27 protein-coding genes are annotated in these 22,857 nt (G+C 68.6%); 17 read left to right on the top strand and 10 right to left on the bottom strand.

Features of this window, described 5'->3' with window-relative positions; genetic code table 11:
- Positions 1–17 precede the first annotated feature (17 nt).
- From ACYVLV_RS16640 to ACYVLV_RS16610, 7 genes are all read left to right on the top strand, one after another.
- On the top strand, positions 18–677 hold the full coding sequence (locus ACYVLV_RS16640; RefSeq protein WP_460811616.1) for a response regulator transcription factor: 660 nt from the start codon (positions 18–20) through the stop codon (positions 675–677).
- A 17-nt stretch (positions 678–694) separates the two neighbouring features.
- On the top strand, positions 695–2,005 hold the full coding sequence (locus tag ACYVLV_RS16635; protein ID WP_460811613.1) for a sensor histidine kinase: 1,311 nt from the start codon (positions 695–697) through the stop codon (positions 2,003–2,005).
- 51 nt (positions 2,006–2,056) lie between these two features.
- On the top strand, positions 2,057–2,893 hold the full coding sequence (locus tag ACYVLV_RS16630) for a COG4705 family protein (protein ID WP_460811611.1): 837 nt from the start codon (positions 2,057–2,059) through the stop codon (positions 2,891–2,893).
- Positions 2,894–2,918: 25 nt separating this feature from the next.
- The gene (locus ACYVLV_RS16625) at positions 2,919–3,884 is read left to right on the top strand and encodes a metallophosphoesterase family protein (RefSeq protein ID WP_460811608.1); all 966 of its coding nucleotides are present in this window, start codon (positions 2,919–2,921) and stop codon (positions 3,882–3,884) included.
- A 118-nt stretch (positions 3,885–4,002) separates the two neighbouring features.
- Positions 4,003–4,380 (top strand): PepSY domain-containing protein, encoded by a 378-nt coding sequence (locus ACYVLV_RS16620; protein WP_460811603.1) that lies wholly within the window; start codon positions 4,003–4,005, stop codon positions 4,378–4,380.
- Between the two features lie 69 nt (positions 4,381–4,449).
- The gene (locus ACYVLV_RS16615) at positions 4,450–5,127 is read left to right on the top strand and encodes a response regulator transcription factor (protein WP_460811600.1); all 678 of its coding nucleotides are present in this window, start codon (positions 4,450–4,452) and stop codon (positions 5,125–5,127) included.
- A complete protein-coding gene (locus ACYVLV_RS16610) occupies positions 5,120–6,469 on the top strand; it encodes a sensor histidine kinase (RefSeq protein WP_460811597.1) in 1,350 nt (449 codons plus the stop codon). Before ACYVLV_RS16615 ends, ACYVLV_RS16610 begins: the two co-directional genes overlap by 8 nt.
- A gap of 20 nt (positions 6,470–6,489) precedes the next feature.
- On the opposite strand, the gene ACYVLV_RS16605 is transcribed toward ACYVLV_RS16610, so the two are convergent.
- Complete coding sequence (locus ACYVLV_RS16605) at positions 6,490–6,888, bottom strand: hypothetical protein (protein WP_460811593.1); 399 nt, start codon at positions 6,886–6,888, stop codon at positions 6,490–6,492.
- Between the two features lie 199 nt (positions 6,889–7,087).
- Between ACYVLV_RS16605 and ACYVLV_RS16600 the strand changes: the two genes are divergently transcribed.
- A complete protein-coding gene (locus tag ACYVLV_RS16600; protein WP_460811591.1) occupies positions 7,088–7,270 on the top strand; it encodes a hypothetical protein in 183 nt (60 codons plus the stop codon).
- A 44-nt stretch (positions 7,271–7,314) separates the two neighbouring features.
- The gene (locus ACYVLV_RS16595) at positions 7,315–7,917 is read left to right on the top strand and encodes a cation transporter (RefSeq protein WP_460811589.1); all 603 of its coding nucleotides are present in this window, start codon (positions 7,315–7,317) and stop codon (positions 7,915–7,917) included.
- Positions 7,918–7,936: 19 nt separating this feature from the next.
- On the opposite strand, the gene ACYVLV_RS16590 is transcribed toward ACYVLV_RS16595, so the two are convergent.
- Complete coding sequence (locus ACYVLV_RS16590) at positions 7,937–8,647, bottom strand: hypothetical protein (protein WP_460811586.1); 711 nt, start codon at positions 8,645–8,647, stop codon at positions 7,937–7,939.
- Positions 8,648–8,847: 200 nt separating this feature from the next.
- Here ACYVLV_RS16590 and ACYVLV_RS16585 point away from each other — a divergent pair, with 200 nt between their 5' ends.
- The gene (locus ACYVLV_RS16585; RefSeq protein ID WP_460811583.1) at positions 8,848–9,678 is read left to right on the top strand and encodes a F510_1955 family glycosylhydrolase; all 831 of its coding nucleotides are present in this window, start codon (positions 8,848–8,850) and stop codon (positions 9,676–9,678) included.
- Positions 9,679–9,685: 7 nt separating this feature from the next.
- Here the strand turns inward: ACYVLV_RS16585 and ACYVLV_RS16580 are convergent, their stop codons facing one another.
- The 4 genes from ACYVLV_RS16580 to ACYVLV_RS16565 are packed head-to-tail and all read right to left on the bottom strand — an operon-like array spanning position 9,686 to position 13,672.
- Positions 9,686–10,345, bottom strand: coding sequence for a TVP38/TMEM64 family protein (locus tag ACYVLV_RS16580; protein ID WP_460811581.1), 660 nt, complete (start codon positions 10,343–10,345; stop codon positions 9,686–9,688).
- The gene (gene lnt / locus ACYVLV_RS16575) at positions 10,318–11,931 is read right to left on the bottom strand and encodes an apolipoprotein N-acyltransferase (protein ID WP_460811577.1); all 1,614 of its coding nucleotides are present in this window, start codon (positions 11,929–11,931) and stop codon (positions 10,318–10,320) included. The genes ACYVLV_RS16580 and lnt overlap by 28 nt, the downstream gene beginning before the upstream one ends.
- Before the next feature lie 34 nt (positions 11,932–11,965).
- Complete coding sequence (locus ACYVLV_RS16570) at positions 11,966–12,835, bottom strand: DUF3152 domain-containing protein (protein WP_460811574.1); 870 nt, start codon at positions 12,833–12,835, stop codon at positions 11,966–11,968.
- 51 nt (positions 12,836–12,886) lie between these two features.
- Complete coding sequence (locus ACYVLV_RS16565; protein WP_460811571.1) at positions 12,887–13,672, bottom strand: M23 family metallopeptidase; 786 nt, start codon at positions 13,670–13,672, stop codon at positions 12,887–12,889.
- Between the two features lie 210 nt (positions 13,673–13,882).
- Between ACYVLV_RS16565 and ACYVLV_RS16560 the strand changes: the two genes are divergently transcribed.
- A complete protein-coding gene (locus ACYVLV_RS16560; RefSeq protein WP_460811568.1) occupies positions 13,883–14,485 on the top strand; it encodes a TlpA family protein disulfide reductase in 603 nt (200 codons plus the stop codon).
- Here ACYVLV_RS16560 and ACYVLV_RS16555 read toward each other — a convergent pair.
- From ACYVLV_RS16555 to ACYVLV_RS16540, 4 genes are all read right to left on the bottom strand, one after another.
- Complete coding sequence (locus tag ACYVLV_RS16555) at positions 14,464–15,408, bottom strand: M56 family metallopeptidase (RefSeq protein WP_460811566.1); 945 nt, start codon at positions 15,406–15,408, stop codon at positions 14,464–14,466. The genes ACYVLV_RS16560 and ACYVLV_RS16555 overlap by 22 nt on opposite strands.
- Positions 15,405–15,785, bottom strand: coding sequence for a BlaI/MecI/CopY family transcriptional regulator (locus ACYVLV_RS16550; RefSeq protein WP_460811564.1), 381 nt, complete (start codon positions 15,783–15,785; stop codon positions 15,405–15,407). The genes ACYVLV_RS16555 and ACYVLV_RS16550 overlap by 4 nt, the downstream gene beginning before the upstream one ends.
- Positions 15,786–15,877: 92 nt before the next feature.
- Positions 15,878–16,111, bottom strand: a complete 234-nt coding sequence (locus ACYVLV_RS16545; protein ID WP_460811562.1) for a hypothetical protein — start codon at positions 16,109–16,111, stop codon at positions 15,878–15,880.
- Positions 16,108–17,646 (bottom strand): multicopper oxidase family protein, encoded by a 1,539-nt coding sequence (locus tag ACYVLV_RS16540; protein ID WP_460811560.1) that lies wholly within the window; start codon positions 17,644–17,646, stop codon positions 16,108–16,110. The genes ACYVLV_RS16545 and ACYVLV_RS16540 overlap by 4 nt, the downstream gene beginning before the upstream one ends.
- Positions 17,647–17,767: 121 nt before the next feature.
- Between ACYVLV_RS16540 and ACYVLV_RS16535 the strand changes: the two genes are divergently transcribed.
- Genes ACYVLV_RS16535 through ACYVLV_RS16510 form a run of 6 tightly spaced genes read left to right on the top strand, consistent with a single transcriptional unit; the run spans position 17,768 to position 22,857 of the window.
- Complete coding sequence (locus tag ACYVLV_RS16535) at positions 17,768–18,112, top strand: NADH-quinone oxidoreductase subunit A (protein WP_460811557.1); 345 nt, start codon at positions 17,768–17,770, stop codon at positions 18,110–18,112.
- Positions 18,103–19,113 carry a hypothetical protein gene (locus ACYVLV_RS16530; RefSeq protein ID WP_460811554.1) on the top strand — a complete coding sequence of 337 codons (1,011 nt, stop codon included), beginning with the start codon at positions 18,103–18,105 and terminating at the stop codon, positions 19,111–19,113. The genes ACYVLV_RS16535 and ACYVLV_RS16530 overlap by 10 nt, the downstream gene beginning before the upstream one ends.
- Entirely contained in the window at positions 19,110–20,033 is a 924-nt protein-coding gene (locus tag ACYVLV_RS16525) for a complex I subunit 1 family protein (RefSeq protein ID WP_460811552.1), read from the top strand. Before ACYVLV_RS16530 ends, ACYVLV_RS16525 begins: the two co-directional genes overlap by 4 nt.
- Before the next feature lie 27 nt (positions 20,034–20,060).
- Positions 20,061–20,624 (top strand): NADH-quinone oxidoreductase subunit J, encoded by a 564-nt coding sequence (locus ACYVLV_RS16520; protein ID WP_460811549.1) that lies wholly within the window; start codon positions 20,061–20,063, stop codon positions 20,622–20,624.
- The gene (locus ACYVLV_RS16515) at positions 20,621–20,923 is read left to right on the top strand and encodes an NADH-quinone oxidoreductase subunit NuoK (RefSeq protein WP_460811547.1); all 303 of its coding nucleotides are present in this window, start codon (positions 20,621–20,623) and stop codon (positions 20,921–20,923) included. The genes ACYVLV_RS16520 and ACYVLV_RS16515 overlap by 4 nt, the downstream gene beginning before the upstream one ends.
- Positions 20,923–22,857 (top strand): proton-conducting transporter transmembrane domain-containing protein, encoded by a 1,935-nt coding sequence (locus ACYVLV_RS16510; protein ID WP_460811544.1) that lies wholly within the window; start codon positions 20,923–20,925, stop codon positions 22,855–22,857. Before ACYVLV_RS16515 ends, ACYVLV_RS16510 begins: the two co-directional genes overlap by 1 nt.

Genomic DNA, 22,857 nt, shown 5'->3' with positions numbered 1-22,857 from the left:
CAACGGAAGGAACCGCGATGCTGATCGGAATCTGTGAGGACGACCCGGCCATCCGTCGGCTGGTCTCTCGAGCCCTGGAATCGGCCGGCCACGAGGTCCGCAGCACCCACGACGGCGGGGAAGCGTTGCGGAACCTCGACGCCAGCAGCGGGGTCGAGGTGATCGTGATGGACGTCGGCCTGCCCGACTCCGACGGTCGTGACGTCGTACAGGCGCTTCGTTCCGGCGGACAGTCCGCGCCGGTCCTCTTCCTGACCGCCCTCGGTGCGGTGCACGACCGCATCGCGGGGTTCCACGCCGGCGGCGACGACTACGTGGCCAAGCCGTTCGACATCAAGGAGTTCCTGCTGCGGGTCGAGGCGCTCGGTCGCCGGGGACGCCCGGCGACTGCACCCTCGACGGGGCTGGTGCTCGACCCAGCGGGACACCGGGTGCGCTGCCCGGGGGGCGAGGCCAATCTGACGCCCACCGAGTACCGGATGCTCGCGGCGATCACCTCGCGCCCCGGCGAGGTGGCTCGGCGCAAAGCCGTGGTGGCCGCCGCCTGGCCCGACGGCTCCATCGTCAGCGAGAACACCATCGACTCGTTCATCCGACGGATCCGGGTGAAGCTCGACTCGATCGACTCGCCGGTCACCATCGAAACCGTCCGCGGCATCGGATTCCGACTCTCGTGACGAACCCGCCTGCAAGCGTGGCTGCGGTTCCGACGGGATCCTTCCAGCGGCAGATCGTCATCCTCACCGCCTGCGTCACCGCCTTCGCGATGGTCCTGTTGACCCTGGTCGTGCAACTCATCCTCGCCTCCCAGACCACCCGCAACGTCGACCGCGTCCTCGAGGACCGTGCCGAGGCGGTGGCCGGTTCGGTCACCAGCGACTCAGCCGGGGCCGACCTGTCGGTCCCCGCCTCGGCGCTGGACCGAGGGGTCGCGGTGTACGACGCGAACGGGGTTCTCGTGTCGGGTTTCGTCCCACCCGGGTTGGCCGACGCCTATGCCGATCTCAGCCGAGCCGACAGCCTCGAGCAGCGCGACGACGATGACGATCGACGTCTGCTGGCCCTTCCGTTCACAACGGGGGCAGGCACCCCAGGTGTGGTGATCGTGGACGAATCGATCACGCCGTACGAGGAGGCCGAGGTGTACGCCCTGATGGTCAGCCTGGCGACCGGCGCCCTGGCCACTGCCGCCGCAGCCGCCCTCGCCGCGTGGGTCACCAGGCGGGCTCTGAAGCCGGTCTCCGTGCTGGCCAGCACCGCCGCCGACTGGAGCGAACACGACCTCTCCCGCCGCTTCGACCTCGGACCACCCACCAACGAGCTGACCGCGCTCGCCGGGACGCTGGACTCCCTGCTGGACCGGGTCACCGCCGCCATCCGGTCCGAGCAGCGCCTCACCTCGGAGTTGGCCCACGAACTGCGCACCCCGCTGACCACCATCCAGGGAAACGCCGACCTCGCCCTGATGAACGAGGATCTCTCCGCCTCCACCCGCGAGGACCTGACGGAGATCTCCGCCGCAGCCCACCGGATGACCAGCACAATCTCGACGCTGCTGGAGCTGGCGCGCAACGAACGGGACGTTGCCGAGTCGGCTGTCTCGTCGCTGGCCGAGGTCGTCGACGAGGTCGTCCGCAACGCCCCCGGCGAGGTCGACGTCGAGGTCGACGTACCGGATCTGCAGCTCGGCCTTCCCCACGCCCTGGCGGTGCGAACGCTCACCCCGATCGTCGCCAACGCCGTACGGTTCGCCGACTCTGTTGTCCGAGTCCAGGTCGCATCCGACACCACCTCCACCGTGGACGTGATCGTCGAGGACGACGGTCCTGGTGTGCAGGGCGACCCCGCCGCGATCTTCGACGCAGGCACGACCAGTGGCGGCGGCTCCGGAGCGGGCCTCGGCCTCTCCCTGGCTCGGCGGGTGGCTCAGTCCTGCGGCGGTGACGTCGTACTGACTCACCCCGCCGGCCCGACCCGCTTCACCGTCCGACTCCCCCGCGTCTGAGGCACTGAACCAGTCAGGTCATGGGCAGGCTCCGGACCGCAATCTCTGTCCATGACCACACCGAACCCGACGCCGGCCACGAGGCCCTCGTCCATCCCCGCCGCCAACCGTCCCTTCAACAGCCCCTCCCGAATCGGGCGGACCATGCTCAACAAGGTCCCCGAGGTCTTCCTGCTCTTCTGGGTGGTGAAGATCCTCTCCACCACCGTTGGCGAGACCGCCGCCGACTTCCTCGCCGGCAACGTCGGCCTCGGCCTGACCGGCACCTCGCTGATCATGGCCGGTCTGACCGCGGTCGCCCTGGCCTTCCAGTTCCGCGCCACCCGCTACGTCCCGGCGATCTACTGGACCTCGGTGGTCCTGATCAGCATCATGGGCACCCTGATCACCGACAATCTGGTCGACAATCTCGGAGTCAGCCTGTGGACCACGACGATCGCCTTCAGCGTCGCCCTCGCGGCCGTGTTCGCCGCCTGGTTCCGCTCGGAGCGCACCTTGTCGATCCACACCATCCTGACCAGCCGCCGCGAGGCGTTCTACTGGTCGGCCATCCTGGTCACCTTCGCTCTGGGCACCTCGGCCGGAGACCTGGTGGGCGAGAAGCTGGCCCTGGGCTACCTGCCCTCCGCCGGGCTGTTCGGCGTACTGATCGCTCTGGTCACCCTGGCCCACCTCAAGGGCGGCCTGAACGCCGTCCTCGCCTTCTGGACCGCCTACATCCTGACCCGCCCCTTCGGCGCCTCGATGGGTGACTACCTGACCCAGGCCCCCGCCGACGGTGGCCTCGGGCTGGGCGCCAACGGGACCAGCGGCCTATTCTTGGTCGTGATCGTGGCAGCGGTCAGCTGGTTCACCGTCCAGCAGCGTCGCGCCGACCGGGCCGTCTGATCGCTGAGGCCGCATCATGGTTGGCGTGAGAGATCCCATCACTCGAGGACGTCGCGTCCCTTCACCTCGCCGAACCACGGCGCTCCTCGTCGCCGTCGCCCTCACGGTCGCCGGATGCAGCACCCCCGCCGACACCCCCACCGACGAGATCCGCGGTCCCGAGGCCGGTCTGCCCTCGACGACGGCCGGACCCGAGGCGACGGTCGACGTGGTGGCGGTCGGTGACATCGTCTGCTCCTCGGACCTGGAGGTCACCGACACCGAGTGCCAGCAGCAGGCCACCGCGGACCTCGCGAGCTCGCTCGATCCGGACGCGGTAGTGGCCCTGGGAGACCTTCAGTACACCGAGGGTCTGTACGACGAGTTCCTGAAGAGTTGGGCCCCCAGCTGGGGACAGTTCGACGACATCATCGCGCCGGTCCCGGGCAACCACGAGTACGAGACCGAGGGTGCTGCGGGGTACGCCCGCTACTTCGACACCGGCCCGTACTACGTCCGGGAGATCGGGGCCTGGCGGTTCTACCTCCTCGACTCCAACTGCGATCAGATCGACTGCGACGAGGAGGCACGCTGGTTGGCCGACGACCTGGCGGCCAACCCCACGACCTGCACCGCGATCGCGATGCACCACCCCCGTTGGTCCTCAGGGGTCGAACACGGGTCCCAGGAGCAGGTCGACGGGCTGTGGCGAGCAGCCGTCGAGGGTGGCGTCGACCTCTCCCTCGCCGCCCACGAACACGACTACGAGCGCTTCGCGCCCATCGACGCGGACGGCAACGTCACCGACCCGGAGTCGGGCACCACTCACTTCGTCGTCGGAACCGGTGGACGGTCGCAGTACTCGATCGGCGACCTACAGCCGGGCTCGGAGTTTGCGGCCGACCAGGTCTTCGGCGTCCTCGACCTGAAACTGCGTCCGGACGCCTTCGAGTGGCGCTTCCTCGACGTCGACGGCGAGGTCCTCGACAAGGGTGGCCTGGACTGCTTCTGATCCGGCAGACGCCGGACGCGACCCACACAGATGGGTGTTCAGGAACAGTCAGGAGCCCGTCAGCGTCCCTCCATCACTGTTGCCTCTCGACACCACATCAACCAGGAGGGTTTCCAACATGACGAAGACCAAGAAGATCTGGATCGGCGCAGGAACGTTGGCCGGTGCGGCGGTGCTGACCGTCGGCGGAGTGGCTACCGCGTTCGCGGGCGGCTCGGGCGGCGACGAGGAGAACGACAAGGACACCCCCCTGACCGGGACCACGCTGACCCAGGCCAGCGACGCGGCTCTGAAGGCCGCCGGCGGCGGAAAGGTGACCGAGTCGGAGGCCAGCGACGAGCCCGGTTCCGCCTACGAGGTGGAGGTCCTTCTCGACAACGGTCAGGAGATCGAGGTCCAGCTCGACAGGTCCTTCGCCGTCGTCAGCCAAGAGACCGAGGCGGTGGACGACGCGGACGACCCGGACGACGAAGCCGACGAGGCTGCTCCGAACTGATCCCGCGGCCGTTCAGCCCGCATTCAGGCCGGATCCCTCACACTGAACTGTGATGAGAGGCGAAGGGCCATGAGGGTGCTGGTCGTGGAGGACGAGGTGCGTCTGGCCGACGGTTTGCGCCGGGGGCTGGAGGCCGAGGGCTTCGCCGTCGACGTGGTCCACGACGGGGTCGAGGGGCTGTGGATGGCTCGGGAGGAGAGCTACGACCTGATCCTTCTGGACATCATGCTGCCGAAAATGAACGGCTACAAGGTGTGCGAGGCCCTCCGGGCCGACGAGAACTGGACCCCGATCCTCATGCTCACCGCGAAGGACGGGACCTGGGACCAGATCGAGGGTCTCGACACCGGGGCGGACGACTACATGACGAAACCGTTCTCGTTCCAGCTCCTGTTGGCCAGGATCCGGTCCCTCCTCCGTCGTGGCGCGGCCGAACGACCGGTCGTCCTCCAGGCCGGGGATCTCCACCTCGATCCCTCCGCCAAGCGGGTCCGTCGAGGCGAGCAGGAGCTTTCCCTGACGGCACGCGAGTTCACCGTCCTGGAGTACCTCATCCGCAACAAGGGGGCGGTGGTCTCCAAGCGGGACATCCTCGATCATGTGTGGAACTACGACTTCGAGGGCGACCCGAACATCGTGGAGGTGTACGTGCGTCGGATCCGGACCAAGATCGACAACCCCTTCGCTCGCCGAGCGCTGGAGACCGTGCGTGGCTCGGGATACCGATTGGCGAGCGACGGTGGCTGAGCGGTCCCGATCGGCTCCCCTGCGCGTGCGGATCACCCTCGTCGCGGTCATCGTCGTCGGAGTCGCGCTGGCTGCGGGATCCCTCCTCCTGGTTCAGCAGCTGAACTCGCGCCTGACCGACAGCGCCCGCGCAAGTGTCGAGATCCGTGCGGACTCCATCGCGTCCGCCCTGTCGCGCAGCCCCGGCGTCGACGGCGCCGCGCTCTCCTCGGTCGGCGACGATGACGACGAGTTCATCCAGATCCTCGACCGCGATGGGCGGGTGGTCGCGGCCACCGACAACATGCTCGGAGAGGACCCGGTTCGCAGCGGCGACAAGGTTCGCGTCGACGACGACCACGACCTCTACATCGTCGCGGATTCCAGTGTGGACACGTCGCAGGGGCGTCGAACCGTGATCGTGGGGGCCAGCCTGGAAGACGTCGATGACGCGCTCGGGTCGGTCCGGAGCCTGCTCCTCATCGGTTTCCCGGCGATGGTCCTGATCGTGGGTGCAGTCACCTGGCTCGTCGTGGGTCGCACCCTGGCGCCGGTCGACCGCATCCGCCGGGAGGCCGAGGAGATCGGCACCTCTCAGCTGCACCGGCGCCTACCGGAGCCCGAACGGCACGACGAGATCGGTCGGTTGACCGACACCATGAACCGGATGCTCGAGCGTCTGGACCGCGGCCAGAAACAGCAGCGCCAGTTCGTCTCCGACGCCGCCCACGAGCTGCGGTCCCCGATCGCCTCGATCATGCAGAACCTCGAGGTGGCCACGGAGTATCCCGACCACCTCAGCACCACGGAGTTCGTGGACACCGTGCGGATCGAATCGACCCGCCTCGAACGGCTCGTCGTCGCACTGCTGAGTCTGGCCCGCCTGGACGAGCGTTCACCGCAACATCCCGCGGGCCCGGTCGATCTGGACGATCTGGTCTTCGAGGAGACCGCTCGCCTCCGCCAGTCCACCCAGCTCCGGGTCGACATCGCCGGGGTGTCCGCTGGCAGGGTCGCTGGCGACCCGTTGCTTCTCGCTCAGGCCCTGCGCAACCTCGTCGACAACGCCCAGCGGCACGCATTGGGGTCCGTCGCGCTGACTCTTCGCGAAGACCTGACGACGGTGACCCTCACCGTGGAGGACGACGGAGCCGGGGTGCCCCCGGCGGACCGCGAGCGAGTCTTCGAGCGGTTCGTTCGCCTCGACGAGGCCCGCGCTCGGGACGACGGTGGGAGCGGTCTCGGTCTCGCGATCGTCCACACCATCGTCACGTCGTACGACGGATCGGTCTCGGTCGACGAGAGCCCGTTGGGCGGAGCCCGGTTCGTGGTGCAGCTTCCTCGGTTCGACGAGGACGAGTAGCCACCCCAGCTGGAAGCGGGTCAGGCTGCGGGCAACAACACGCCACGGGCGAGGTAGTCGGTGAGGGCACGGCGGCAGATGGCCTCGGCGGTGCTCAGCAGCCGTTCGGGCGGCGAAGCGTCCTTACGCAGCCGTCGACTGACTCGACGAACCAGCGATTCGACATCGGCGGCCGGGACAGCGCCGGAGTACTCCACAGCCAGGCGAGCGCCCAGCGCCCGCTCGGCGTCGCTCGAGACCGCGGCCCCGGGTGCGGCGACCATGACGCGCACCGGGTCAGGAGACGACACCGCCGAAGCGGTCGGGACCGGGCCCGCGAAGAGGGTGGAGCCCACCAGCACCACGGCGACCGCCGCCTGCTTGCTGCGGGACGCCCATCCTCGGATCCGATCGCGCGGCTCGACCTGCGTTAGCTCCATGGGTCGATCATGCGCCGCCGGGCCTGACGGGAACCTGACCACGAGCGCCACCGCGGTCAGGTGAGAGGCAGGTTCGAGACGGGAGGCTGCGCCGAGCGCACGACCACGTCGACCAAGGGAATCTGCATGTCAGCGATCAGCCTCGGCCAAGCCGTCCTACGGTGATATCGCCCGGATCGCCCGGGCCTGGTTCGGTGGGTTGGCCCACCGCGAGCGTCGTGACGAGCACGACTACCGGTTCGGCTGGTGGATCATCTACGCCACCATCGCGTGGCTCCTGCGCTTTGTCGCAAGCCACTCGTTCAACCGCTTCGTCGCCTACCGAATCGGGCTCGGCACCGTCCTGATCGGTGCGCTGTCGATGGGCTACCTCGCCGCCTGACATGTTTGCCCAATGATCACAAGGCGCTGGAGAAGGAGCAGTTGATGGAAGCCCGTCTCAAACGTGTGGTTCTGATCGTCGCGGCGCTGAACTTCGCCTACTTCTTCGTCGAGTTCGCCGTGGCGCTGTCAGCCGGTTCGGTCGCTCTCCTGGCCGACAGCGTCGACTTCCTCGAGGACACGGCGGTCAATCTGCTCATCTTCATCGCGCTGGGTTGGCCGCTGGCCCACCGCGCGGTCACCGGCAAGGTCATGGCCCTCATCATCCTGGGCCCAGCATCAGTTGCCGGGTGGAAGGCCATCGGCCAGTTCGCCGACCCCACCGCACCGCTCGTCCTGCCTCTGGTGCTCGCCTCACTCGGCGCCATCGTCGTCAACGGGACCAGCGCCTGGCTCCTCGCGGGGCTCCGCCACGAAGGCGGATCTTTGAGCAGGGCAGCCTTCCTGTCGGCGCGCAACGATGTGTTGGTCAACGTCACCATCATCGCGATGGGCATCGTCACGTTGTGGACCGACTCCGGGTGGCCCGACCTCATTCTGGGCTGCTTCATCATCGTGCTGGCCCTCCACGCGGCGTACGAGGTCTGGGAGGTCAGCGAGGAGGAGCGTCTGGCCGCCAAGGCACTGGCTGGCGACGAGATCGGCTGACGACCCGGCTCGCTAGACGTCAGTGCCCGTGGCCGTCGTCCTCGTGAGCGTCGTCGGAGTTCTCCGTTGGCTTCGGCGGCTCTGACTTCCCCGGAGCCTTGGGGTTCTTGGGGCTCGATGGGACCTCGCCGTCGATCAGGTCCTCCGGCGCCGGGTCATGCCCGTCGTCGTGCCCGTCGTCGTGATTCCCCTCGTCCAGGTGGGTGTCGGCGTGGTCGCCGTGGTCGTGAGACAGACCCGCTGTCACGCCGTACGCCGAGGCACCCCCGAGCACCAGGGTGGACGCGACCAGCAGGGGAATGCCCGCCATCAAGGTCTTCTCGGGACGGACCCGGCGAGCCACGAGCAGCCCGAGCAGTACGCCGGCCTCCAGGACGCTGCTGATGATGCCCGCGGGACCGATCGGGAGCGCGGTCCCCGCGTTGGGGCCGAACGGCTCGCCGATCACCGATCGAGTCAACACCCACAGAATGATCGACCCTGCGCTGACGATCGCCGCCGAGAGCCACAGCGATCGGCCCCAGAAGCCTCCGGCCAGAGCCGCTGCGGGGCGGGCCAACACCACGGCACCCCAGGCGAGCTGGAAGACGGCCAGCGCGAGGAAGAAGACTCCGGTCACCCACCAGGTGGCGTAATGATCAGGCGTCACCGCGAGGTGAATCGCGCCGCCCCCCAGGGAAGCGATCGCGGCGATCCTGAGCACCGTGGTGGGCATCGGCAGATGGGGCATGCAGAGAGTTCCGTTCGTCGATAGCGTCAGTACGATCAACGACCGTAGGTCAGCTCTGACGACAAGACCGTGATCTACACAAAGCCTTTACGACCTGGCCCATGCTCTCGCTGGGAGTGCCGTCCCTCGTGACACGGACTCACCCGGGCTTGTGCAACGATTACTACTAAGTTCCGTCGTACTCGTTCGAAGGATGTTTCGTGGCTCTCAACAAGACCCTCGCCGCCGTCGGCGGCACCATCGCCCTTTCTGTCCTCCTGTCGGGCTGTTCGGACAGCGACCCCAGCACGCGTGCGTTCGAGCCGGATCACGTGCACGGGCTGAGCCAGGCGCCCGGTGGCGAACTCCTCATCGCCACCCATGACGGCCTGTTCGCCCTGGACGGCGAGGGCTCGCCGACACCGGTCAACGATCGCACCACGGACCTGATGGGATTCACCGTCGACGAGGACGGGACCTTCTTCGCGAGCGGACACCCCGGCGAGGGCGAGGAGGGCCCCTCCGCACTGGGTCTGATCACCTCCACCGACGGTGGCGACACCTTCGAGGAGGTCTCCCTCGGGGGGCAGGCGGACTTCCACTCCCTGTCGGCCACCGCTGGCGCGATCTACGGCGTCAACGGTGGGACCCAGCTGATGCGGACCGCAGACGACGGCCAGACCTGGGACACCGTGCAACTCCCCGAACCCGTAGCCGACATCGCGGTCGACCCCGCGACCGAGACGCTGCTCGCCACCTCGGAGAGCGGAGTCCTGCGCAGCGAGGACCGTGGGCAAAACTTCGAGGTCGCCCAGAACGCGCCGACCCTCCTCCTGGTCGACTGGTCGACCGACGGGACCCTGGTCGGCATCGACCCGGATGGCCAGGTCTTCAGCGCCACAGACCCCGACTCCTGGACCCCCGGGGCCCAGGTCGACCGGCCCCAGGCCATGACGGTCACCGCGGACGGCACGATCTACGTCGCGACCGAGAAGGCGCTGTTGAGCAGCGACGACACTGGCGCCTCCTTCTCCACCCTCAGCGAGTGGTGACGGACCGCTAGCGCTTCGCCCGGGACCGTCGGGCGACGATGAGCCCGCCGACCGTGAGCAGCAGCAGCGCCGCCACAGACACCACGAAGGGCCACGAACCCGGATGGGTTCCATACGCTCCGAGCGCCACGAAGGAGACGGTCCCCGGGAGAATGCCCAGCGTCGTACCGATGGCGTAGTCCCTGGTCCGGACCGCGGTCAGCCCCGCCGCGTAGTTGATCGCGGTGAAGGGCAACACGGGGACCATCCGCACCACCACGACCGACAGAATTCCCCTCCGGCTCAGCAGGTCGTCCACCCGAGCCACCCGGTTCCCGATCAGCCGCTCGACGGCGTCCCGGCCCAGCAGCCGACTCAGCCCGAAGGCAGCGGCGGCCCCGAGAAGAGCGGCCACCATCACCACCACGACTCCCCACACCAGGCCGAACAGGATGCCCGCCAGCCCGGAGAACACGTTCTTGGGCAGAGGAAGCAGCGTCAGCAGGGCGTAGATGCCGATGAAGGCCGCGGGGGCCAGGGCGCCGGCGTCCGAGACCTGCTGGCGCAAAGACTCCTTGTCGGGCAGACCCACCAACGCCGCCACCACACCGGCCGCAGCCAGGATCGCGACCAGGACCAGGAGCCCCGGTAGGCCAGGCTTCACCGACCTCGCGCTGATGTCGGACAAGGTGCCGTCTCCTGGATCTCCCGGGCGGGACCCGGATACCTGAACCCTAGGTCCTCGCCGGCGGCAGACGGTAGCCGCCGACTGAACCGAGGGTGGCGACGCAGCAGCACCACGACAATGAACAACGCGGCCAGCAGGAGCGCCCCCAGGTCCAAGATCCGTCCGAACCTGACCGCAGGGGTCAGGCTGTCGCTGGTCTCGACGTCGACCACCGCGGTAGCCGTCTCCTCCACCGGGAGTTCCGCCTGGACGATCCCCTGGGGGGAGATGACCCCCGAGCGGCCGTTCAGGGAGGCGACCACCACCGAGCGACCCGCCTCCAGGGCCCGCGCGCGAGAGATGGCGAACTGCTGATCGGGCTGCGTGGTGCCGGTGAACGTCGCGTTGCTCGTTTGGACGACGATCAGGTCTGAACCGTCGCGCACCTGCTGCCTCAGCGGCTCGTCGAAGGCGATGTCGAAGCAGATCGCCATGGCCAGGCGCACCCCTGCCACCGCCAGGGGCACCGGGTCCCGGCCGGGCAGCGCGTCGCGGGGAACCGCGTTGAGCTGGGAAGAGATCCCGGAGAGCAGACCGCGCAGAGGGATGTACTCGCCGAAGGGGACCGGGTGCGCCTTGGTGTAGCCGGTCCCAGCCGCCGGGCCGGACGGCAACCACACCACCGTGCGGTTGAACAGGGTCTGGGGGGTCGGGCCGTCCACGAGCGCCCCCACGAGCAGGGGTCGGCCGGTGGCCGCCACGGCACGATCGATCTGGCCCCTGGTCTCCCCGTCGACGTAGGGATCGGTGGACGTCGAGTTCTCGGCCCACACGACCAGGTCCACCGGCGGCCGCTCCCCTCGCGCGATCGCTGCGGCCAGATCCACGGTTGCATCGGCGGTCTCCCGGACGATCCGGGCGCCGTACGGCGCCACCTGCGTGCCGTCGCCCGGAACGCCACTTTGAATCACCGCCACGCTGGTGGAGCCGGTGACGACCGGCGCGTAGGGCAACACAGCGGGAATCAGACTCGCTAGAACCACGGCGGCCGGCACGCTGCCTCGCCGGACAGTCATCGGGCGGCCCTCGACGACCACAGCCGCGAAACTGCTACCCACCAGGGCGACCAGGAGCGACACCCCGGTGATGCCCAGATACGGCAGCGCCGCGGCCCAGGGACTGTCGATCACCGAGAACCCCAGACGACCCCAGGGGAAGCCTCCGAAAGGCATCCTCCCGCGGAGGATCTCGGGTGCGACCCAGGCCAGACCCCAGACGAGGACGCGCAACCGTGAGCCGGCTCCCCACCGGACGAGCAGCGCGGTCGCGCAGAACCACGTGGCCTCGGCCAACACGACGAGCAGCCAGGCGGTGAACCCGATGGATGCCGTCAACCACCACAGGTGGACCCCGAAGAAGCCGACCCCGACGATGTAGCCATGCCTCAGCGTCCGCCAGGGCTGGGCCGACGGTTCGGCGAACAGCCCAGTCGCGATGGCCACCGCCAGAGGCGCGGCCAGCCAGATGCCGAACGGGTCGAAAGCCAGACTGAGCACCACCCCGGCCGACGCGGCCGTCGCAGCACGAACGAACCCACCAACGACCACACACCTACTATGTCACGTAGTTGTTAAGTCACGATCAGAGCAGGTCCACTCGGGCGGGCCACGGGTTGCTGCGACAACCCTGCAACCCCAAGGTCTGCTGGAGCATCACCGGGGACAACCCGCCCGGCTCCGGACACGTCTCGTGACCGTTGCCCAGAGCATGACCCACCTCGTGGTTGATCACGTAGCGGCGGTAGCCGGCCAGATCGTCGCCGTACGACTCAGCGCCGTTGGCCCATCGGTAGGCGTTGATGACCACGTTACGGCCGTTGCGACACGAGACCCGGCCACGAGTCTGGAGGGGCGCACACAACCGGTCGGTCGTCTCGGGCGTCGTCAGGACGATGCGCAGATCCGCCTCGCCGTTGGTCATGACCAGCTCCGTCGGATTGCCTTGTGTCCAGCCTCGTGGGTCGGCCAGGGTGCGTCGGACGACTCCGGTGAAACCCGAGAGTTTGATCGGCAGGTTGTCCTCCACCTCCACCGAGTACGTGCGGACCGCTCCGGGAGTTTCGGTGTCGACAGAGGCACGGGTGAACGTTCCGGACCCGGCCTCGGGGACCCGAACCGGAAGCCGTACCGGGGACTTCGTTGGCGCGTCCTCGCTTGGCTCGGCGGTGATGGTGGCCGACGGGTCGGGACTTGGTTCGGTGGTTGGCGCGACTTCGGTTGACGGGGCGGGCGCCGTCGCCTCCAACACGGCCTGCGCCTCGCGGACGCTCTCGGTCGGCTGTAGAGCTGAGTCGGCAACTCCGGGTTCGGCTTCCGCGAACATCCCACCCACCAGCGCAGTGACACTGACCGCCACCGCTGCGGCGAGGAGGGCGGTCCGACCACGCCGCATCGACCGCTTCGCTGGGACCGGCCCTCGGTGTCGACCCACGGGCGCGCTGCTCCGGCTCATGCTGGAGTTCTCAAACGCAGGTCCACGGCTCCATTGTGGCCGACAAAGCATCTACTCGAAAACCAGCCCATACTTCCTCAGCTCGATCAACGGGTCGACCGGGCTCGAGCCTCCCGGACGCACCTCCAGGTGTAGGTGCGGGCCGGTGACGTTCCCCGTGGAGCCCACCGTGCCGAGGGCCTGCCCGGACGCCAACTGCTCGCCTACGCCTGCGCTGATGGAGTCGAGGTGCGCGTACCACGTCTCGGTTCCGTCAGAGTGTTGGACGACCACCTTGTTGCCGTAGGACCCGTCATAGCCGGAGGAGGTGACCACACCGGCGGCGGCCGAGACGACTGGCGTGCCGGTGGGCGCAGCGAGGTCGACGCCGGTGTGCACCGTCGACCACAGATAGCTGGTCTGGCCGAAGCGTGCGGTGATCTGGTAGCTGGCGACGGGCAAGGTCCACAGATTCGCCATTGCGGCGGCTGCGGCTTCAGCTTCAGCCGCGGCTTTGGCTTCGGCGCGTTGCTTCGCGCGTTCATCCGCCTCGAGCTCCTCGGTCCGCCTCCCCGCTCGCACGTCGAGCCGACCCAGGGCCTCGGCGCGACTGCGCTCGGCTCGCAACAGGACCGGCGAGGTGGCCGCCACCCGGGTCACGGATGCTCGCGAAACCGTGGGGACCCGGACACCCACAATCGCCGCTCGCGCCACGGGCCTCTCGGCTGCGGGGGCAGCGGGCGCCGCGACAGCCGATACGGGCTGCGGCTCGTCCTTCGCCGTGGCGACCGTTCCCACCACGACCAGGGACAGCGTGACTGCACCCCCGACCAGTCCGGCCACCCCGAGTCGACCCACTGAGTTTGATGGCGCAGCTACGGCGGCGTGGCTGCCGCGATGGCGGGCTGGCGTACTGGCGGTCGCCTCTCGCTCACCCCGACTGCGTTTTCGCTTCCCTGCTTGGGGCACCTCGGCGTTTCGCATCGGCACAACTTACTATAGTTCATAGTAATCAGACATTCGGGTGCGTCCGACTGCCTCCCACCGCAGAAGACCGAAGGAGCACCGATGGGCCGCCCTCAGCCCCCGTCTCGAGCGCGAACCCAGTCCCTCCTGATCCTCACGGCCATCCTCACCCTGCTTCTGAGCGCCTGCACAGGAACCAACCCATCGAATACCGCGGTCTCCGACGGCGGGGTGATCCAGGAGATCGAACCGCAGGAGCGAAAGATCTTGGAGACCTTCGCGGGGGAAACGCTCGAGGACGGACCCTTCGATCTGGCCGACCATCAGGGGGAGGTCCTCCTGATCAACGTCTGGGGGTCGTGGTGCGTGCCGTGCCGCACAGAGGCGCCCGAACTCGCCCGGGCCGCCCTGGAGTTCGACGAGGTCCAGTTCGTCGGCATCAATGTCCGGGACAACGACGCGTCTGCGATCGCTTTCGAGCGCAGCTTTGACATCACCTACCCCAGCCTGACCACCGACGCCTCCGGTCCCGCGATGCTGTCGGTAGGGCGCATGGTTCCCCGCAGCGCCGTGCCGACCACGATCATCGTGGGTCGAGACGGACGTGTCACCGCACGAATCGTCGGCCCGGGGAGTTTCTCGACGTTCTCCGCGCTTCTCACTGCCGCCCTGGATGAGAAGGGTCAGCCGAACCCAGGACAGTAATGGGCCAGGATGGCCAGCACCCCCGGAGTCATCGCGGTCGCCACCGGCAACGCCACGAAGAGCACCGCCATGACAATGACTCCCCACCCTTGCCCCGATGCGATCGGTTGGGGCGGCTCCGACAAACGGCGCACCCGTGCCAGGGCAGCCGTGCCGGCACCCATCGCCCCTACGGGAAGCCCCCCACGAGCCAGCAGCACCACCGCTCGGGCCAGGTCCATCCGGTGGGTCTGATCGGCGGCGTCGTCGGCGTGCATCTCCACCAGTTCGGCGACGTGGCGTACGACCTCGCGCGTTCCCAAACGTCCGAACAAGGCGGCCGCCAAAGCCTGGGTGAGCAACGCCGTGAGGTGATGGCGAGAACGGATGTGGGCCCGTTCGTGGGCCAGCACCTGGCGCAACTCGACCGCATTAAGCACGCCCAGCGCGCCCTGGGTCACCACGATCTGTCGACTCCTGCCGGGCAGGCAGTACGCCGCCGGGGCTGGATGGTCGAGGACCATGACGTCGGTCTCGGAGTACGGAATCCCCACGACGTTCAACAGGTCCTCCTGCCGCGTTCGGCCGCGGTGACCGGCCATCATGTCCCGCAGGATGCTGTGGGAGAAGCGCAGAAGTAGCGTCCCAGCGAAAGCGCCACCCAGAAGGGCCACCAGTCCGCCGCCGGGTGTGGCGTAGTGGTCACGCAGAGCGGCCGAACAGGCGTGGAAGAACTCGGCGATCCCGTTGCTGGCCGGGAGTCGGGGGATGGCCAAGGCCAACCCGGCCAACGTCAGAGCGAGGAACGTCGTGAGTCCGACACTCAGCCACGCGAGGATCCCCAGGGCCGGGGAGCGGCGGGGCCATGATGCCGCCGCCAGGCTCCGCGAGCCGCCGATCCCGGCGATCCCGGCGATCGCCAGGAGCACCAGCGGCGCCATCATGAATGGCCCGTCGGTCTCAGGTCGGGTTCGGTTTGATCGAGGAATCCGCGCAGTTCTTCGACCTCTTCGGCCGACATCTGCTCGACGAAACGCAACAGTGTCGACCCCCGGTCCGATGCCTTGGACAGAACGCCCTGCATCAGTTCGGCTGTGTATGCCTCCCGAGATCTGGTGGGCCGGTACAGATAGGCGCGGCCATCTTTCTCACGCATCACCATGCGTTTGCGGTGCAGGTTGTCCAGGACCGTCATGACCGTCGTGTAGGCCAGGGGTCGATCCCGCTGCAGGTCCTCCATGACCTCGCGCACCGCAACCGGGCGGTCCCACGACCACAACCGGTCCATGACCGCGGACTCGAGGTGTCCTAGCTCCGCCATACCGATCCCCTTTAGCAATTCATTATGTGGTCTCGATAGTAGATGAGGCGTCGCGAGCTCATTGGAGTGTGAGATCTACTGGTCGTTGCGCCTCAGATCCCCGGACGCGGATCGATGAGGATGAGCCCGCCGAGAAGAAGCAGTCCCCCGGTGGGGTATCCGACGAAGATGTCCTGCCACCCCAGGGAGATGGGAAGCGGACTTGCGCCCGCGTGGGCGACCCAGTGCTGGACGACGATCGCCAGGCCCAGCACCATCAGGCCCCAACTGAGGACACGTCGGGGAGGCCATGCCTGCAGACCGTCGTTCTGCGCTAGGCGGGTCATTCGACGTAGGACATCGACGTCATCATGCCGAGTTCACCGTGGTAGGCGTTGTGGCAGTGGAGCATCCACTGGCCGGGGTTGTCGGCCTCGATGTCGACCACCACCGATTCACCCGGCAGCACGTTGATCGTGTCCTTCCGTGGCCCCGCCCCGTCGGAGCCGACGACGGCGAAGGTGTGCCCGTGCAGATGCATGGGGTGGAACATCATCGACTTGTTCGTCATGGTCAGGCGAACCCGTTCCCCGGACCTCACCTCCAGCGGCTCACGGTCGGCGTACACCTTTCCGTTGATGTGCCACTCCCGGCCGCCGTCGGCCATGGTCAGGTCCGCGGTCAAGTCCCGATCCACGTCGGCGGACTCGAAGCGCACGCTGGCCTCCGCCCGGAGGTCGGCATAGGTGAGGAGCTGGCCCTGAAGCTCGGCGACCGGAGCGGTGATGACTCCGGCGGTGTCCGGCTTGGATCGAGTGGTCAGGACGGCTCGCGCGGAGACGTTCTCTTTCCCTTCTGGGGAGGAGACGATGGCGAAGTCGCCGGCCTGCACCTCGATGACGACGTCGTAGCGCTCTCCCATCCCGAGGATGAGGGTGTCTACCTCGAAGGGCTCGACCGGGAAGCCATCGGTGTGGGTGACGGTCAGGCGGTGATCGCCGACGGCAAAGCGGTAGGCGGTGTCGGATCCAGCGTTGATGATCCGTAGCCGCAGTCGCTGCCCGGGCTTGGCCCGCACCACGAACGGGTCTTCGGGAAGTCGACCGTTGATCAGGTGCGCCGGGTAGTCCACGTCCCCCGTGTCTGGTCCCAGCGGTTGCTCCGCGGTGGCCCGCATCATGTCCATGTCCATGTCCATGTCCATGTCCCCCATGCCGTCCATCTGCATGCCGCCCATGTCCATGCCCTCGGCCTTCATGCGCGCCAGGATGTCGTCGGGGGAGTCGCCCCAGCCGTCGGTCCAGTCGTCCAGGACCAGCACGACCTCCTCGTCGTAGGAGCCCGCCTCCTGGGGGTCTTCGATGATCAGCGGCGCGTAGAGACCGGTGTCGAGTTGCATCCCGACGTGCGGGTGGAACCAGTACGTCCCGGGGTGCGGCAGCAGGAAGTCGTAGTCGAACGTGTCGCCTGCGGCGATGCTGGGCTGGGTCAGCCCCGGCACTCCGTCCATGTCGTTGCGGAGAGCCAGACCGTGCCAGTGGACCGTGGTCGAGTCGGGCAGACCGTTGTTCAGCGACACCCGCAGACGGTCGCCGACGCTGGCTCGGATCTCCGGACCCGGAATCGTGCCGTCGTAGGCCCAGGTCGAAACCACCCGCCCACCGAGATCGATCTCGGACGGAGCGGCCATCAAGGTGCGAGAGACCGTCTTTCCCGTCGCCGAACGAGCCCGCTCCGCCGCCGCCACCGGGCGGGATCCGGGCAGGATCGGCGTTCCACCTCCGCCGCGAGTCAGCACCACACCGGTGGCGCCAGCGGCGAGGCCAGCGGCTCCGAGACCCAGCAGGGTTCGACGCTGGAGACGGTGGGAGGTCAGGGACACGAGAGACTCCTGGAGACTAGGTGGGCCGACACGGCCCCGGGATGTCTACGATACGGAGTAGTAGCAACTCGGGTTGAGCACGGTCCGAGGAGTTGGGTACCGGTCACGGCAGGAGGTTCACATGTACGCAGCGTTTCTCACCTTGGCGGTCGCTGGACTCCTCGCGGTTGCCACCCTGCGCATCGTGGGCCGCGTGCTGGCCGTGGACTCCACGCCACTCGAGCCGACGCCGTTCCTCTCGGGGCACGCCCCGCAGGAGCACGCCCTGTCCCGGTTCCACGTGCGGTGGTACGTCGCCACGGTCGTGTTCTTGGCCTTCGACGTCGAGATGCTCTTCATGTATCCCTGGGCCGTGGTGGTCTCCGATCTGGGCATCGGGGCCGTCGTCGAGATGTTCGCCTTCCTCGGCGCTCTGCTGGTCGCGGTCGCCTGGGCGCGACGCGAAGGGGCCTTCCGATGGGTCTGAGGCAACGGGTACAGCGCCTCGCCGTACGACGGGTCCACGTGTTGCTCGCGGAGGTCCCCGGCAACTTCGAACTGCGTGTCGAGACCGAACGGCTGATGAGCGCCCGCGGTTGGGTCCTTGCCCTGTCCCCCGCCGACGCCGACGCACTGCTGGTGGTCGGCGCCCCCGACGCTGATCTCCAGACAGCGATCGACGCCGTCTACGACCAGATGCCGGGACCTCGGGCGACCGCGGCGATCGAGAGTGTCGCGCACGTCGACGATCGCCTCGACGGGCTGCGCGATGCGCTGCTCGACGACCGGGCTCAGCTCGACGACGCGCGTGCGCGGACGGCGCCCGAGGACGACCATGCCGCCATGGACCACGGCGACATGGACATGAAGATGGACCACGGGGACATGGACCACGGAGACATGGACATGGCGCCGTCGGGGATTCCGCTGGCCGAGGGTGGGGACGACCGGGACGGCCTGGAGATGGATCGCACCCACCTGTTCCTGGGTCCGATCCTCTCGCACTGGCCGGCCGGGCTCAGCCTGCGCTGCACCCTGCACGGAGACACGATGATGGACCACACGGTGCTCTCTGCTCCATCGACGACGCAGTCCCCCTCTGCGGCGGTCCGCGCCGCGCAGTACGTCGACGCCGCCGTCGACGTATTCGCGCTGGCCGGCTCCCTGCGGGCCGCGGAGCGACTGCGATCCCTGCGTGACCGCGCTCTGGCGTCCGAGGGAGACCCCAGCCCTGACCTGCGAGCCGATCTGAGGGCCGAACACGACCGGCTCGAGGACAGCCGACTCCTGCGCTGGGCCCTCGGTGACGCCCACGCCGACTGCCTGGCGCTGCTCGATCGGGCGGTTGCCGACCTGGCCGGCCACCAGCTCGAGGCCCACCGGTTGACCGCGCTCGCCGACCTGATCGACGGTCAGGACCTGGCCACCGTGCGGCTGCGAATCGCCGCCGCCGGTCCCGACCTCTGGAACACCGTGGAGGTCGGATGACCACCACCGTTCTGGGACCGGCCTGGGCCCTACCTGCCGTCGTTCTGCTGCTGGCCCTCGCCGTTCTCGCCGCGATGCTCGACGGTGTGCTCGCGACCCGTCACACCTCGTTGTCCGCGCGGGCGACGGCCCCCTTTCAGGAATCGGCGAGACTGCTGCTCCAGCGACCGCGTCGCACCGTCTCGGCCGACGCGGCTCTGTGGCGGATCGCCACCTCGAGCCTGATCCCGCTGGCGATCCTGATGGTCGCCTTCGTCCCGCTGGGTCGCTACACGCTCTTGGACACCTCGATCGGGGTGGTCTGGTTCAACGCCCTGGACGTCTTCGTCTGGGCGCTGGTCTGGCTGGCCGGGTGGGGCGCCAACGCGGCGTACGGCCTGATCGGCGGCTATCGGTTCCTGGCCCTAGCCCTGGCCTATGAGTTGCCGCTGATGTTCGCACTGGTCGCCCCGGCGATCGCCGCGGGCAGCCTCGACGTGTCCGTGATCGCCGCCGATCAACCGGTCTGGAACATCGTGTGGATGCCGGTCGCCTTCGGGGCCTACTGCCTGGGCGTGCTGGGTTTCTCTGTGTGGGGTCCGATGGACGTCTCCACCGGACGGGACCTGGCCGGCGGGGTCCTCGCCGAGGTCTCCGGAGTGGACCGACTGCTGTTCTTGGCCGGCCGCTACTGCCTGCTGGTGGCGGGGGCAGCCTTCGCCGTACCGCTCTTCCTGGGTGGGGGTTCGGGGCCCCTGCTGCCGGCCGAGGTCTGGGTGCTGATCAAGACGATGGTGCTGGTCGCCCTCCTGGTCGGCGCTCGTCGACGATTCCCCGTCCTACGCCCCGACCTCCTCATGGAGGTCGCGTGGGTCGTGATCCTGCCGCTTGTCGTCCTGCAGGACCTCGTCGTCGCCGTCGTTGCCATCAAGCTCGCCTGACCGATCCAGCCCGAGGAAGGAGTACCCATGTTGATCGACATCGCCTTCTGGGCCTGCGCCGTGGTCGCCGTGGTGACCGGCACGCTCGTGTTCTACGTCGACTCGATGGCGCGCGCGACGTACGCCCTCGCGCTGTCGTTCGTGGCCGTCGGGGTCGCGGTGCTGTTGCTGAACCAGGAGTACCTCGGCGTCGTCATCATCTTGATGATGGTCATGGAGATGGCCGTGATGGCCGTCTACATGGTCATGTTCATGGGCATGAATCCGGCACTGATGCCGATGAGCATGGTGCACCAGAACCGCAGCGCCGTCGGACTGTCGGTCGCGACCTTCCTGGTGCTGGCGGCCGGGGCGATCTTCATCCCCTGGCCGGTACGCCGCGGCGCACCGTCGGGCGACACCACCGCCGCCCTCGGGCAGGCGTTGATGGAGTCCAAGATGCTGGTGATGATCACCATCAGCCCCGTCATGGTGGCCACCATCGTCGCCGCGGTGGCGCTGTCCTCGGCCCGCGGTCGCTACGACCGCCTCGGGGACAACCTCGACCAGCGACCCGCCGACGAACCGCAGCGGGGAGGGATCGGCCGATGACGATCGAGACCGTCCTGCTCGTCTCCGCCGCACTCTTCAGCGTGGGGCTCTACGGAGCGATCTCCCAGCAGGTCGTGGTGATGGTGATGATGGGCCTGGAGCTGATGATCAACGGGGTCATCCTCGCTGCGGCCGGGGTCTGGTGGTTCCTCGCTCCGGACATCTCCGGCCAAGTACTGCTCCTGGTGATCATCGCCGCCATGACCGTGGAGATGGCCATGGGCTTCGCCGTCGCCACCGTGCTGCACCGCGAGTCGGGAACCGATATGACCGACATGGCCGCGGAGCTCAACGGCTGATGACCTCCGACCTCGCCGACCTGATCCTCATTCTGCTGATCGCGCTCCCCGCGCTCATCGGCGCCGGCCTGACCCTCGGGGGCATCGCCCTGGACCGGTCCGCCGCACCCCTAGCGTTGGTCACTGCCGCGGCGGGACTGATCGGTTCGGTCGTCGCGGCCCTCGCCCGGCCCCAGGTCTCCAGCCGCTTCATGGCCGGGGCCGACCTCACCCTGGCCGTGGACGGCCTGGCCGCGCTGATGATCCTCACGATCGGCGTCGTGCTCGTGCTCGTCCTGGCCTTCGCCGTCGGCGACATCGACGAGAGCCGGGCCCGCTTCTTCGGCCTGATGCTGATCTTCGCCGCGGCAGCCCTGCTGACCGCGGTGGCGGCGACCCTGCCCGCCCTGCTGATCGGGTGGGAGGTGATGGGGGCGACGTCGTACGCGCTGATCGGCTTCCACTGGCGCGAGACGCGTCGGGTCTCCTCGGGTCTGACAGCCTTCACGACGACTCGGGCGGCCGACCTGGGCCTCTACATCGCCGCCGGCGCGGCTCTGGCCGGGGGCGCCGGACTGGCCCTTGACGACCTCGCCGCCGCCACCCCCGGCTGGCGCAGCGTCATCGCCGCCGGCGTGGTGGTCGCCGCGCTGGGTAAGGCGGCCCAGCTGCCGTTCTCCTTCTGGCTGGCGCGAGCGATGGACGGTCCGAGTCCGGTCTCCGCGTTGCTGCACTCGGCGGCCATGGTCGCCCTGGGCGGCTACCTGCTGCTGCGCGTCTCGCCGCTCCTCCAGGCAACCAGCTGGGCCGGGCCCACCGTGGCCTGGATCGGCGCCCTGACTGCCGTCGTGCTGGGCGTCGTGGCGCTGACCCAGAGCGACCTCAAGCTGCTGCTGGCCGCCTCGACCTCGGCCCAACTGGGGTTCGTCGTCCTTGCCGCCGGGGTCGGTGCCGTCGCCGGCGGCGCCGCCCACCTGGTCGCTCACGCGGCGGTCAAGGCGCTGCTGTTCCTGGTGGCGGGCGCCTGGCTCGCCCACCTCGGGACCAAGACCTTGAGCGATCTTCGCGGCGCGGCCCGGATCTGGCCGACCGTGGGCGTGACCGCCTCGGTGGGTCTGGTCTCCCTGGCCGGCATCGCGCCGCTCGCGCTCTGGGCCACCAAGGACTCCGTGCTCGCTGCGGCCCTGAAGGAGTCGCCCGCCCTCTACCTCGTCGGCCTGGTCGGCGCGGGACTCTCAGCGGCGTACGCCGGCAAGGTGTTGGTCATCATCTGGCGGCCACGCGAGCGCACCGACCTCGAACCCCTCCCCCGCTGGCTCACCGCGCCGCTGTGGCCGTTGGCGGCCGGCGCGGTCGTCCTGGGCGCACTGGCCCTGCCTCCCCTGGCTGAGCCCGTCCGCGAGTTGGTCGGCGCGGAGGGAGCAGTGGAACCCGCCGCCTGGGAGTTGATCGTCTCCGCTCTCCTCGGCGTCGCCGTCCTGGCTGCCACGTGGCGACTCGCCGGCCGTCGGGTCGTTTCCGCGCCCGCCTTCGACTGGGCCCGTGACTGGTTCCGCCTCGAGCCACTCGTCCACCGAGTCGTCGTGAAGCCCACGATGTCCCTGGCCCGGGTGGCCGCCCGCTGGGACGACCGTGGCCTCGATCGGGTTCCGGCGGCCGTGGCCGCGGGAACCCTGGCGTTGAGCCGGTCCGTCGATGCTCTCGACGACCGGATTCTCGACGGGTCGGTCGAGGGCCTGTCCCGGGGTACGACGCGACTGGCTGACGGCTCGGCCACCGCCGATCGCGTCGGCATCGACGGCGCGGTCGAGTCCCTTGCCGCCCTGGTCAGGAAGGCGGGCCGATTGGCCCGGCGCCCCCAGACCGGTCAACTCCATCAGTACTACCTGCAGGCAGTCGGGGCTCTCCTCGCCGTCGTCCTGGTCCTTGTCCCCGTCCTGCTCGTCGTGAGGTGA

It is taken from the genome of Nocardioides salsibiostraticola (assembly GCF_054783655.1).
This window is presented reverse-complemented; position numbering and strand designations above follow the sequence as displayed.